The organism is Streptomyces sp. NPDC032161 (genome assembly GCF_040636995.1).
Lineage (GTDB): Bacteria > Actinomycetota > Actinomycetes > Streptomycetales > Streptomycetaceae > Streptomyces.
Map to the genome: position 1 here is coordinate 1 of NZ_JBEZVN010000001.1, position 12,673 is coordinate 12,673.

A 12,673-nucleotide genomic window follows, 5' to 3' on the forward strand; every position below is an offset into this window, starting at 1 on the left:
ACGCTTCCTTCGTACTCACCCCGACCTTCCGGTCCAGGCTTTCCTCCGGGCTTTTCCCTTCGGTCTTGCGTTTCCGACTCTATCAGACTCTTTCGCGTCCGATTCCCGGTCGAAGCGGGTTCGCCTCCCAGGTCCCACGCTTTCGCGCTTTTCCCTTTCGGCGGTTCCAACCGTACCAGATTCTATTTCCGTTCCGTTTCCGGTACGAATTTCAATTCCGGTGGCCGCTGGAAGACCTTTTGCCTTTCGGCGGGCCCGACTTTATCAGAGATTCTGAGTCGGAAATTCCGCCGCGCTGCAGAGGCCACGGACACAAGGGTGCCTGTGGTGCTGTGCGGTCGGGCGGAGCCGTAAACGTACTGGAGCGGGGTGCCCCGATGCAAATCGGGGCACCCCGCTCCAGGGTTCGCGTGCGCCGGTCAGACCTCGACGACGACGGGAAGGATCATCGGGCGCCGACGGTAGGTGTCCGAGACCCACTTCCCCACCGAGCGGCGTACGAGCTGCTGGAGCTGGTGCGGCTCCATCACCCCGTCCTGCGCCGACTTGTTGAGCGCGTCCTCGACCTTCGGCACGACGGCGTCGAACGCCGAGTCGTCGATGCCGGATCCGCGGGCCTGGATGTAGGGACCGCCCGTGATCTTGCCGGTGGTGCTGTCGACGACGACGAAGACCGAGATGATGCCCTCGTCGCCGAGGATGCGGCGGTCCTTGAGGGAGGCCTCGGTGACGTCGCCGACCGAGAGCCCGTCGACGTACACGTAACCGGCCTGGACCTTGCCGGCGATCCTGGCCCTGCCGTCGACGAGGTCGACGACGACGCCGTCCTCGGCGATGACGATGTGGTCCTTGGGCACGCCGGTGAGGGCGCCGAGTTCAGCGTTGGCCCTCAGGTGACGCCACTCGCCGTGCACCGGCATCAGGTTCTTCGGCTTGCAGATGTTGTAGAAGTACAGCAGCTCGCCGGCCGAGGCGTGCCCGGAGACGTGGACCTTGGCGTTGCCCTTGTGGACCACGTTGGCGCCCCAACGACTCAGACCGTTGATCACGCGGTAGACCGCGTTCTCATTGCCCGGGATCAGCGACGACGCCAGGATCACGGTGTCGCCCTGGACGATCCGGATCTGGTGGTCACGGTTGGCCATCCGGGACAGCGCGGCCATCGGCTCGCCCTGGGATCCCGTGCAGACCAGCACGACCTCGTCGTCGGGCAGGTCGTCGAGGGTCTTGACGTCGACCACCAGGCCCGCGGGGACCTTCAGATAGCCCAGGTCGCGAGCGATGCCCATGTTGCGCACCATCGAGCGTCCGACGAAGGCGACCCGGCGGCCGTACTCGTGGGCGGCGTCGAGGATCTGCTGGATGCGGTGCACATGACTGGCGAAGCTCGCGACGATGATGCGCTTGTGGGCGTTGGCGAAGACCGTGCGCAGGACGTTGGAGATGTCCCGCTCGGGCGGCACGAAGCCGGGGACCTCCGCGTTGGTCGAGTCGGAGAGCAGCAGGTCGATGCCCTCCTCGCTCAGCCGGGCGAACGCGTGCAGGTCGGTGAGCCGGCCGTCCAGCGGGAGCTGGTCCATCTTGAAGTCGCCGGTCGCGACGGCCATGCCCGCAGGGGTGCGGATGGCGACCGCGAGGGCGTCCGGGATGGAGTGGTTGACCGCGACGAACTCGCAGTCGAAGACGCCGATGCGCTCGCGCCGGCCCTCCTCGACCTCGAGCGTGTACGGGCGGATGCGGTGCTCCTGCAGCTTCGCCTCGATCAGCGCGAGGGTCAGCTTGGAACCGATGAGGGGGATGTCCGGCTTCAGACGCAGCAGATACGGGACACCACCGATGTGGTCCTCGTGGCCGTGCGTCAGGATGATCCCCTCGACCTCGTCGAGGCGGTCCCGGATCGTGGTGAAGTCCGGCAGGATCAGGTCGACTCCGGGCTGCTCCTCCTCCGGGAAGAGGACACCGCAGTCGACGATGAGCAGACGGCCGTCGAACTCGAAGACCGTCATGTTGCGGCCGATCTCACCGAGGCCACCGAGCGGGGTGACGCGGAGGCCGCCCTTGGGGAGCTTCGGCGGGGCGCCGAGTTCGGGGTGCGGATGACTCAAAAGACTCTCCTTACCACGCGCGCCACGTACCGCTTGGGCACGTGGCGCGCATGTCATTTCGTGCACTTGCTGTTGTCTGTTGTGTTGCTCTTGAGAGTTTTCTTCTTTTATTCAGTTGTGAAGTCCGTGATCAGAGCTCTACCCCGCCGGCGGCGAGATCGATCTTGAGCTGTGCCGTCTCCTGCGCGGTGAGCTCCACCATGGGCAGGCGCAGCGGGCCGCCGGGAAGGCCCTGGAGCGCCAGCGCGGCCTTGGTGGTGATCACACCCTGGGTGCGGAACATGCCGGTGAAGACGGGCAGGAGCTTCTGGTGGATCTCCGCGGCCTTCTGGACGTCGCCACCGAGGTACGCCTCGATGAGGGCACGCAGCTCGGGGGTGACGACGTGGCCGACGACGGAGACGAAGCCGACGGCGCCGACGGAGAGGAGCGGCAGGTTCAGCATGTCGTCGCCGGAGTACCAGGCGAGGCCGGACCGGGAGATGGCCCAGCTCGCGCGGCCGAGGTCGCCCTTGGCGTCCTTGTTGGCGACGATGCGGGGGTGCTCGGAGAGCCGAACCAGCGTCTCCGTCTCGATGGGCACACCGCTGCGTCCGGGGATGTCGTAGAGCATCACCGGCAGTCCCGTGGCGTCCGCGATGGCCGTGAAGTGACGGAAGAGGCCCTCCTGCGGCGGCTTGTTGTAGTACGGCGTCACCGCGAGCAGGCCGTGCGCGCCGGAGCGTTCGGCCGTGCGGGCGAGTTCGACGCTGTGGCGGGTGTCGTTGGTGCCGATGCCGGCGACGACATGGGCCCGGTCCCCCACCGCTTCCAGGACCGCCCTGACGAGCTGGTCCTTCTCCGCGTCGCTGGTGGTCGGGGACTCGCCGGTGGTGCCGTTGACGATCAGGCCGTCGTTGCCCGCGTCCACCAGGTGGGCGGCGAGCCGCTGGGCGCCGTCGAGGTCGAGTGCGCCGTCCGCCGTGAAGGGCGTGACCATGGCGGTGAGGACCCTCCCGAAGGGGGTCTGCGGAGTGGAGATCGGAGCCATGGGTAACACGCTACTCGCTGCTCAGGGCCCGTGGACCCCTCGGGGGGACACACCGTAGGAGCCCGACACTGCCTGCTCGGGGGTTCAAGCAGTGCCGGGTCCGTTTGATCAGCCTAGATGAACTTCACGAAACGTCGCAATATGGACACCGCTTACGGGGCAACACGTCCGTTTTTGTTGAAGGCTGCATGGGTGAGCGGCATGAGCCGGGCCCAGTGCTCCTCCATCCGCTGCCCGACCATCTCGATCTCCCGCTGCGGGAAGGAGGGCACCGTCGCCATCTCGTGCTGGGTGCGCAGACCGAGGAAGTGCATCAGTGAGCGGGCGTTGCACGTGGCGTACATCGAGGAGTACAGGCCGACGGGGAGGACCGAACGGGCGACCTCGCGGGCCACCCCGGCGGCGAGCATCTCCTGGTACGCCTCGTACGCCTGGCGGTAGGAGTCCTCCATGACGCGGCCGGTGAGCTCGTGCTGCGCCTGCGTGCCCTCGACGAACTCGTACTTGCCGGGACGGCCCTGCTGGACGAGCTTGCGCGACTCGTCCGGGACGTAGAAGACCGGCTCCAGCTGCCGGTAGCGGCCCGATTCCTCGTTGTACGACCAGCCCACGCGGTGGCGCATGAACTCGCGGAACACGAAGATCGGGGCGCTGATGAAGAAGGTCATCGAGTTGTGCTCGAACGGGCTGCCGTGCCGGTCGCGCATCAGGAAGTTGATGAGCCCCTTGGAGCGCTCGGGGTCCTTGGTGACCTCCTCCAGGGACTGCTCGCCCGCCGTGGAGACACGGGCCGCGAACAGGACGTCGGCGTCGCCCGCGGAGTGTTTCACCAGCTCGACGGTGACATCGCTGCGGAAGCTGGGCTTTGCGGGCTCGGGGGTCTCGGTCACCGGCGGGGTCCTTCCAAATCGCGTCGCACGGGCGGCGCCCACTCTACGGGCCGCCACCGACAACGCTGCCCGGAAGGTCCACCCCGGGACTTCTTCGACGAATTCGGCGATTCGGGGCACCAAACGGGCCTGTCGCACGTCTGTCTCAATAACAGCACCGACCACAGAGTTCAAGGAGAGCTTCCTCATGTTCCGCCGGCGCGAGTCCGTCCCGTTCTCGTTCGTGTCCGAGGCCGACAGGTTCCGCAGCAACGTCACTCCGCCCCCGCGGGAGCGCACCAGCGTCTCCCAGATGGCCGCCCGCTCGCTCGTCGGGCTCACGATCGTCGCGGGTCTCGTCGGCTCCCTGGTGCTGGGCATGCCCGCTCTGAGCCCGCAGAGCGAGTCGCACCCCCAGCAGACCGAGGCCGCGACCGGCCGCTGAGCGGCCCCGCCCCGCACAGGCCCCCTGGGGTGGTCGGGCCGGTGATCTCCTCGATAGCCTCACCGGGCACAACAATCGAGCGTGCTTGTGAGTGAGGATCAGTCGTGCCCCTGCCCTTCCTGACGGCCGACCGCGCGTTTGACGCGGGCGCTGAGGACGTAGCGCTGCCGTTCGACGACCACGACAGCTGGCGGCGCCCGTACCGCCCCGGGCCCTGGCGGGTCGCGGCCGCGGCCTCCCTGCTGCTGCTCGCGTCGTTCGTCCTCCTCGCGGGGATGATCACCGCGTTCGCCGGGGCGGTGTCCGGCGCGGCCGTGTGTCTGGGACTCGCCGCCGCGGTCATCGCCTCCGCCCTGCGGCTGCTGCGGATGGGCGCCTGGGTGAGCCGGCACGGGGTGCGCCGGGTGGGCTTCCTCTCGACGGCGACGGTGCCGTGGGAACGGGTCTCGGCGATCCGCACGGTTCAGCAGCCGGTGCGGTGGCTGGGGTTCCCGCGCACGGTGCAGGGTCAGGCGCTGATCGTCGTCCGCCGGGGCGGCGAGGCCGTGGAGCCGCTGCTCACCGACAGCAACGCGGACTTCCTGGGGCGGCCCGAGGCGTTCGACCGCGCCGCCGACACGGTCGAGGTGTGGGGGGACGAGTACCGGCGGGACCGAGAGCCTGTCGGGTGACCTCCGACCGGGCGGCCACGCCCTGGCACGCGCGCTTCCGGCGTCACCGGGATGCCCTGGGACGAGGTTTCCCCTGCTCGAACGAAGCCGAGTGCCCGGGGAAGCCGCTACAAGAACATCTGGGTGCCTCGGCAGCCGACGCGCCATGCCGACGCGTCGGCTTGCCTGGTCGAACGGTCACCCGGCAGGCGCTGAGACGCCTGTTCATCGCTCGGGCCCGGCGGCCGTCCACGGCTGCCGGGCCCGAGCCCGTTCGTCACACCCTTCTCAGGCGCCGGACGGGCGTGATCCGGCGGCCTTCGCACCCTTGCCGGGCCGGGCGGGCGTCGCCCGCGCGTGCAGGGCGATGGCGCGCTGCATGGCCTTCCGGGCCCTGGGGGTGTCCCTGGCGTCCTGGTAGGCGACGGCCAGCCGGAACCAGCAGCGCCAGTCGTCCGGGGAGTCCTCCGTCTCCGCGCGGCGCCGGGCGAACACGGCGTCGGCCGAGTCGCGGTCGATGCGGCCGGAGGGGGTGCGGACCAGTTCGTCGACCGGCAGGCCGCCCTCCGCGTCGAGTTCCGCCGCCAGCGCGTTGGCCCGCGCCACGAACCGGGTGTTCTGCCAGAGGAACCAGACCCCGATCACCGGCAGGATGAGCACGGAGACCCCGAAGGCCACCGTCAGCGGGGTGCCGTGCTCGATGAGCAGGACGCCACGGCTGCCGACCAGGACGAAGTAGAAGACCAGGACGGCGGCGGTGACGAAGTACGTGATCTTTGCGCGCATGGCGGGGCCCAGTCAGTCCAGGTCGAGGAAGTTTTCCAGGCCGAACGTGAGCCCGGGGGTGGCCACCACGCGGCGGACGCCGAGCAGGATGCCCGGCATGAAGCTGCTGTGGTGCAGGGAGTCGTGCCGGATCGTGAGGGTCTCGCCCTCGCCGCCCAGCAATACCTCCTGGTGGGCGAGGAGGCCGCGCAGCCGGACCGCGTGGACCGGGACCCCGTCGACGTCCGCGCCGCGCGCGCCGTCCAGGGCCGTGGTGGTGGCGTCCGGCTGCGGGGCGCAGCCGGCCTTCCGCCGCGCCTCGGCGATCAGCTGGGCGGTGCGGGTCGCGGTGCCCGAGGGGGCGTCGGCCTTGTTCGGGTGGTGCAGCTCGACGACCTCGACGGACTCGAAGTAGCGGGCGGCCTGCTGCGCGAACCTCATCGTGAGGACGGCGCCGATGGAGAAGTTCGGCGCGATGAGCACCCCGGTCTCCGGGGAGCCTTCCAGCCAGGTGCGCAGCTGCGCGAGCCGTTCGTCGGTCCAGCCCGTCGTGCCGACGACGGCGTGGATGCCGTGCCGTACGCAGAAGTCGAGGTTGCCCATCACCGATGCGGGGGTGGTGAGCTCGACGACGGCCTCGGCGCCGGACTCCACGAGGGTCTCCAGCTTGTCGCCGCGGCCCAGGGCGGCCACCAGCTCCATGTCGTCGGCGGCCTCGACGGCTCGTACCGCCTCGGCCCCGATGCGGCCCCTGGCGCCGAGAACGGCCACGCGCAGCTTGCTCATGTGCTCTGCTTCCTTACCGGTTCTTGGGGTCTCGTGCTACGAGACCGCTTCTTCGAGGCGGTCGGCCTGCTTGTCCTTGAGCGGGCCGATGACCGAGAGCGAGGGGCGGTGTCCGAGGACCTCGCCCGCGACCGCGCGGACGTCGTCGGGGGTGACCTGTGCCATCCGGTCCAGCATGTCGTCGACCGACATCTGATCGCCCCAGCACAGCTCGCTCTTGCCTATGCGGTTCATCAGCGCGCCGGTGTCCTCCAGGCCGAGGACCGTGGAGCCGGAGAGCTGACCGATCGCCCGGCCGATCTCCTCGTCGCTCAGTCCCTCGGACGCTACCCGGTCCAGCTCGTCGCGGCAGATCTTGAGGACGTCGTGGACCTGGCCGGGCCGGCAGCCCGCGTACACGCCGAACAGGCCGCAGTCGGCAAACCCTGAGGTGTACGAGTAGACGCTGTAGGCGAGGCCGCGCTTCTCCCGTACCTCCTGGAAGAGGCGTGAGCTCATGCCGCCGCCGAGCGCGGTGCTGAGGACCCCGAGGGCCCAGCGGCGCTCGTCGGTGCGGGACAGTCCCGGCATGCCGAGGACGACGTGGGCCTGCTCGGTCCTGCGATTGAGCAGTTCGACGCGGCCCGCGGTGCGCAGGGTGCGGGAGCCGGTGCGCGGGCCGACCGGGACGGCGTCGGTGCGGGACAGGGCACCGGCGCGTTCGAACGCCTTGCGGACCTGGCGTACGACCGTGGCGTGGTCGATGTTGCCCGCGGCGGCGACGACCAGACGGGTCGGGTCGTAGTGCTTCTTGTAGAAGCGGGCGATCCGGCCGCGGTCGAGTGCGTTGATGGTGTCGACGGTGCCGAGGACCGGGCGGCCGAGGGGGGTGTCGCCGAGCAGGGTGTGCGCGAACAGGTCGTGCACGCAGTCGCCCGGGTCGTCCTCCGTCATGGCGATCTCCTCGAGGATGACGCCGCGCTCGGCGTCGACGTCCTCGGGGGTGATCAGCGAGCCGGTCAGCATGTCGCAGACGATGTCGATGGCCAGCGGCAGGTCGGTGTCGAGGACCCGCGCGTAGTAGCAGGTGTACTCCTTCGCCGTGAAGGCGTTCATCTCGCCGCCGACCGCGTCGATGGCGGCGGAGATGTCGAGGGCGCTGCGCCGGGCGGTGCCCTTGAAGAGGAGGTGTTCGAGGTAGTGCGTCGCGCCGTTGAGGGTGGGGGTCTCGTCGCGTGATCCGACGTTGGCCCAGATCCCGAAGGTGGCGGAGCGGACGGTGGGCAGGGTCTCGGTGACGATCCGCAGACCGCCGGGGAGGACGGTGCGGCGGACCGTTCCGACGCCGCCGGTGCCCTTGAGAAGCGTTTGGGTACGGGCGACGGCCCGCGCCTTCGAGGAGGCACGGGCCGTCGTCACGGAACTACGGGACGTCACTTGGCGGCGTCGTCCTTCTTGTCGGCCCCCGCGGCGGTGCCGCTTTCGGACTCGGCGTCCTCGATGACGGGGACGAGGGAGAGCTTGCCGCGCGAGTCGATCTCGGCGATCTCCACCTGGACCTTGGTGCCGACACCGAGCACGTCCTCGACGTTCTCCACGCGCTTGCCGCCGGCGAGCTTGCGGATCTGCGAGATGTGCAGCAGGCCGTCCTTGCCGGGCATGAGGGAGACGAACGCACCGAAGGTGGTGGTCTTGACGACCGTACCCAGGTAGCGCTCGCCGACCTCCGGCATGGTCGGGTTGGCGATCGAGTTGATCGTGGCGCGGGCGGCCTCGGCGGCCGGTCCGTCGGCGGCACCGATGTAGATGGTGCCGTCGTCCTCGATCGTGATGTCGGCGCCGGTGTCCTCCTGGATCTGGTTGATCATCTTGCCCTTGGGGCCGATGACCTCACCGATCTTGTCCACCGGGATCTTGACGGTGATGATCCGCGGGGCGTTCGGGGACATCTCGTCCGGGACGTCGATGGCCTCGTTCATCACGTCGAGGATGTGGAGGCGGGCGTCGCGGGCCTGCTTCAGCGCGGCGGCCAGGACCGAGGCGGGGATGCCGTCGAGCTTGGTGTCGAGCTGGAGCGCGGTGACGAACTGACGCGTACCGGCGACCTTGAAGTCCATGTCGCCGAAGGCGTCCTCCGCACCGAGGATGTCGGTGAGGGCGACGTAGTGGGTCTTGCCGTCGATCTCCTGGGAGATCAGGCCCATGGCGATACCGGCGACGGCGGCCTTGAGCGGCACACCGGCGTTCAGCAGCGACATGGTGGAGGCGCAGACCGAGCCCATGGACGTCGAGCCGTTGGAGCCCAGCGCCTCGGAGACCTGGCGGATCGCGTACGGGAACTCCTCGCGCGACGGCAGCACCGGCACGATGGCGCGCTCGGCGAGCGCGCCGTGGCCGATCTCGCGGCGCTTGGGCGAGCCCACGCGGCCGGTCTCGCCGACGGAGTAGGGCGGGAAGTTGTAGTTGTGCATGTAGCGCTTGCGGGTCACCGGGGAGAGGGTGTCCAGCTGCTGCTCCATGCGCAGCATGTTGAGGGTGGTGACGCCCAGGATCTGGGTCTCGCCGCGCTCGAACAGCGCCGAGCCGTGCACCCGCGGGATGGCCTCGACCTCGGCGGCGAGCGTACGGATGTCCGTGACGCCGCGGCCGTCGATGCGGACCTTGTCCTTGATGACGCGCTCGCGGACCAGCCTCTTGGTCAGCGCGCGGTAGGCGGCGGAGATCTCCTTCTCGCGGCCCTCGAAGGCCGGGAGGAGCTTCTCGGCGGCGATCTCCTTGACGCGGTCCAGCTCGGTCTCGCGGTCCTGCTTGCCCGCGATGGTGAGCGCCTGGGCCAGCTCGGAGGTCACGGCGTCGGCGAGGGCCGCGTAGACGTCGTCCTGGTAGTCCAGGAAGACCGGGAATTCGCCGGTGGGCTTGGCGGCCTTGGCGGCGAGGTCCGACTGGGCCTTGCAGAGGACCTTGATGAACGGCTTCGCGGCCTCGAGACCGGCGGCGACGACCTCCTCGGTCGGGGCCTCGGCGCCGTCCTTGACGAGCTGGATGGTCTTCTCGGTGGCCTCGGCCTCGACCATCATGATCGCGACGTCGCCGTCCTCCAGGACACGGCCCGCGACGACCATGTCGAAGACGGCGTCCTCCAGCTCGGTGTGCGTCGGGAAGGCGACCCACTGGCCCTTGATCAGAGCGACGCGGGTGCCGCCGACCGGACCGGAGAAGGGCAGCCCGGCGAGCTGCGTGGAGCAGGATGCGGCGTTGATCGCGACCACGTCGTAGAGGTGGTCGGGGTTGAGCGCCATGACCGTCTCGACGATCTGGACCTCGTTGCGCAGGCCCTTCTTGAAGGAGGGGCGCAGCGGGCGGTCGATCAGGCGGCAGGTGAGGATGGCGTCCTCGGAGGGACGGCCCTCGCGGCGGAAGAAGGAGCCGGGGATCTTGCCGGCGGCGTACTGCCGCTCCTCGACGTCCACCGTCAGGGGGAAGAAGTCGAGCTGGTCCTTGGGCTTCTTGGAAGCGGTGGTGGCCGACAGCACCATGGTGTCGTCGTCCAGGTACGCGACGGCGGAGCCGGCGGCCTGCTTGGCCAGGCGGCCCGTCTCGAAGCGGATGGTGCGGGTGCCGAAGGTGCCGTTGTCGATGACGGCCTCGGCGTAGTGGGTCTCGTTCTCCACTAGCGTTTTCTCCGTTACATGTCGTCTTTTCGTCCCCGCGCCCGTGTGGCGGGGGGACGGTTGCGGAGAAGCGCTCCTTGACGGGCCGGTCTTCGATCGAAGCACCCGGTCGATGGGTCCGGGAGCCACTACCGAGGACCGGCGGCGGGGAGTTTCGCTTCTCGCTCGTCCGCGGGACGTTTCTGCGACCAGGTTACTGAGATCCGGGTCGGCTTGGCATTCCGGCCGTGCGGGTCGGCCCGCCACGACCCGCGCATGTGTATGTACGTACAACTGTACGTACGGCAAAGGGAGCGGTCCCCTCGATTGCGGGAACCGCTCCCTTCACGGCGTCTTACTTGGCGCCGGCCGCACCGCGACGGATGCCGAGGCGGTCGACCAGCGCACGGAAGCGCTGGATGTCCTTCTTGGCCAGGTACTGCAGCAGGCGGCGGCGCTGGCCGACCAGGATCAGCAGACCACGGCGGGAGTGGTGGTCGTGCTTGTGCGTCTTGAGGTGCTCCGTCAGATCCGAGATGCGACGGGAGAGCATCGCGACCTGGACCTCGGGGGAACCGGTGTCACCCTCCTTGGTGGCGAACTCGGCCATGATCTGCTTCTTCGTAGCGGCGTCGAGCGACACGCGGTACTCCTCTTCGGTGTTCGAGCGCCCGCGAGTGCCCCTGTCTTGACACCAGGGGGTCTTCCGTTACTCGGGGGCGAGGGTCCGATGGGCGCTGCTCCCAGGATGTTCCGGGAGCGCGTACACAAACGGCCGTCACACAGCGTACCAGTCCCCTGCGTGGGGGGCGTACGCCGGTGACGGCCGCGGGGCCCGCGGGGTCAGCCGGTGAGGGCCCTGGCCCGTACGAAGACGTCCAGGACCGCCAGGCAGAGCGGGACCAGGGAGAGCAGGACGGCCCCCTCCGCCAGGTCGAGCAGGCGCCCCCAGAACGGGGAGAGGCCCTTGCGCGGGATGATCAGGCCGATCGCGGTGAACAGCGCGGCCCCGGCGGCGACCGCCGCGGAGAGCCAGATCGTACGGATGTCGAGGGAGCTGCGGTCGCCGTAGCGGACCAGGTCGAACAGCAGGTCGACCGGCGGGTTCAAGGAGAGGCCGAGGACCAGCAGGGCGATCGCGCCGATGCCCGCGACCAGGACGCAGGCGACCTGCGAGGTGTAGCGGAAGAGGCGGGCGCGCAGCAGCATCGCGAGCCCGGAGGCCAGGGCCAGCAGCTGACCCCACACGCTGTCGGAGAAACCGAGGACGGCCGCGCAGCCGACGACGACCGCGGCACAGCCTCCGACGAGACCGAGCAGCATCTCGTGGCCCCGGCGGGCCTGGGCCGCGATGCGGTCGGCGTCGACGGGGTCGGCGGGGGCGCCGGATCCGTCCGGGCCGGCGTTCGGGTCGGTGAGGCTGTCGTCGTAGCCGCCGGGGGCGGTGTGCGGCGAGGCGTAGCCGATGGGCAGCCGGGCGAAGCGGGCGGAGAGGCCGGGCAGGAAGGCGACGAGTCCGAGGGCGACGGGGGCGCAGACGGCGGCGGTCTCGGTGGCGGTCGCCTCGGTGAGGATCGCGACGAAGGTGGCGAGGGTGCCGACGGTGGCGAGGAACGTCGCCGCGACGAACGGGGCGTCGCCGCTCGGGGTGAGGGCGACCAGGGCGACGGAGGCGACCAGGACGGCGACGCAGCCGAGGAGGAACTGGAGCCTGCCGGGGCCCTGGTCCGCGTCCGGGCCGATGATGCCGGAACCGGCGATGAGCACGAGGGGCAGGGCGCCGAGGCCGAGGGCCACGGCGGTGGCCCGGTCCGCGTAGACCCGGGCGCGGACCCCCGCGAACGCGGTGAGCAGGAGCCCGGCCGAGCCGGCGACGACACCGGGCAGTCCGTGCATGTCGTGCCGGACCGGGTCGGCGAACCAGAGCACGAAGCCCATCAGGACGAGCAGGAGCACGCCGCCGACCAGCCCCGCGCCGCGCAGCAGGTCGTCGCTCCACAGATGGCGGTCGCGGGTGACGGCCGAGGCGACGGCATCCGAGACGTCGTCGAAGACGGCGGGCGGCAGGGACTGGGCGAAGGGGCGCAGACTGAGGAGTTCGCCGTCGAGGACCTGCTGGGCGGCGAGGGTGCGCGCGCCGTCGAGGACCGTGCCGTCGCGGCGCACGAGGTGGTATCCGGCGGGCGCGCCGGTCGGCTGGCTCTGGCCGGTGAGGCGCAGGATCTCCGGGTAGACGTCGGCGACGGCGATGTCCTCCGGCAGGGCCACATCGATCCGGCTGTCGGGCGCCACGACTGTCACGCGGCAGAATCCCGTCGCTGCGGTCGAACTCACGTGTCTGGTCCCCCTGATTCGCGGTTGCGCACAGTGCGCGCGCCACCCTACCGGGAGGGG

At 69.8% G+C, this 12,673-nt stretch carries 11 protein-coding genes; 2 read left to right on the forward strand and 9 right to left on the reverse strand.

The genetic code is table 11. The annotated features are described in order from the left end of the window. Positions 1-419: 419 nt before the first annotated feature. The 3 genes from AB0E67_RS00005 to thyX form a co-directional block, all read right to left on the reverse strand. Positions 420-2,105, reverse strand: a complete 1,686-nt coding sequence (locus AB0E67_RS00005; RefSeq protein ID WP_362018839.1) for a ribonuclease J — start codon at positions 2,103-2,105, stop codon at positions 420-422. Positions 2,106-2,235: 130 nt separating this feature from the next. Next, positions 2,236-3,135: a 4-hydroxy-tetrahydrodipicolinate synthase gene (gene dapA / locus AB0E67_RS00010; protein WP_362018842.1), complete on the reverse strand. Its 900-nt coding sequence runs from the start codon at positions 3,133-3,135 to the stop codon at positions 2,236-2,238. A 152-nt stretch (positions 3,136-3,287) separates the two neighbouring features. Next, the gene (thyX, locus tag AB0E67_RS00015; RefSeq protein ID WP_362018844.1) at positions 3,288-4,025 is read right to left on the reverse strand and encodes an FAD-dependent thymidylate synthase; all 738 of its coding nucleotides are present in this window, start codon (positions 4,023-4,025) and stop codon (positions 3,288-3,290) included. Between the two features lie 187 nt (positions 4,026-4,212). Here thyX and AB0E67_RS00020 point away from each other — a divergent pair, with 187 nt between their 5' ends. After that, entirely contained in the window at positions 4,213-4,449 is a 237-nt protein-coding gene (locus AB0E67_RS00020; RefSeq protein ID WP_362018847.1) for a hypothetical protein, read from the forward strand. Between the two features lie 104 nt (positions 4,450-4,553). Next, entirely contained in the window at positions 4,554-5,120 is a 567-nt protein-coding gene (locus tag AB0E67_RS00025) for a hypothetical protein (protein ID WP_362018849.1), read from the forward strand. A gap of 267 nt (positions 5,121-5,387) precedes the next feature. Here AB0E67_RS00025 and AB0E67_RS00030 read toward each other — a convergent pair whose 3' ends face one another. From AB0E67_RS00030 to eccD, 6 genes are all read right to left on the reverse strand, one after another. Further along, positions 5,388-5,885, reverse strand: a complete 498-nt coding sequence (locus AB0E67_RS00030) for a hypothetical protein (protein ID WP_362018851.1) — start codon at positions 5,883-5,885, stop codon at positions 5,388-5,390. Positions 5,886-5,897: 12 nt separating this feature from the next. Beyond that, positions 5,898-6,650, reverse strand: coding sequence for a 4-hydroxy-tetrahydrodipicolinate reductase (gene dapB / locus AB0E67_RS00035; RefSeq protein WP_362018854.1), 753 nt, complete (start codon positions 6,648-6,650; stop codon positions 5,898-5,900). 36 nt (positions 6,651-6,686) lie between these two features. Continuing rightward, the gene (locus AB0E67_RS00040; RefSeq protein ID WP_362018857.1) at positions 6,687-8,066 is read right to left on the reverse strand and encodes a pitrilysin family protein; all 1,380 of its coding nucleotides are present in this window, start codon (positions 8,064-8,066) and stop codon (positions 6,687-6,689) included. Next, entirely contained in the window at positions 8,063-10,300 is a 2,238-nt protein-coding gene (locus tag AB0E67_RS00045; protein ID WP_362018860.1) for a polyribonucleotide nucleotidyltransferase, read from the reverse strand. Before AB0E67_RS00045 ends, AB0E67_RS00040 begins: the two co-directional genes overlap by 4 nt. Before the next feature lie 334 nt (positions 10,301-10,634). Further along, a complete protein-coding gene (gene rpsO, locus AB0E67_RS00050) occupies positions 10,635-10,922 on the reverse strand; it encodes a 30S ribosomal protein S15 (RefSeq protein WP_073791486.1) in 288 nt (95 codons plus the stop codon). A gap of 200 nt (positions 10,923-11,122) precedes the next feature. Beyond that, entirely contained in the window at positions 11,123-12,613 is a 1,491-nt protein-coding gene (gene eccD / locus AB0E67_RS00055; protein ID WP_362018863.1) for a type VII secretion integral membrane protein EccD, read from the reverse strand. Positions 12,614-12,673 lie beyond the last annotated feature (60 nt).

Excerpts from the sequence above, each read along its gene's own strand:
- dapA (WP_362018842.1), bottom strand. The coding sequence starts at position 3,135 with ATGGCTCCGATCTCCACTCCGCAGACCCCCTTCGGGAGGGTCCTCACC.
- AB0E67_RS00030 (WP_362018851.1), bottom strand. The coding sequence starts at position 5,885 with ATGCGCGCAAAGATCACGTACTTCGTCACCGCCGCCGTCCTGGTCTTC.
- AB0E67_RS00020 (WP_362018847.1), top strand. The coding sequence starts at position 4,213 with ATGTTCCGCCGGCGCGAGTCCGTCCCGTTCTCGTTCGTGTCCGAGGCC.
- dapB (WP_362018854.1), bottom strand. The coding sequence starts at position 6,650 with ATGAGCAAGCTGCGCGTGGCCGTTCTCGGCGCCAGGGGCCGCATCGGG.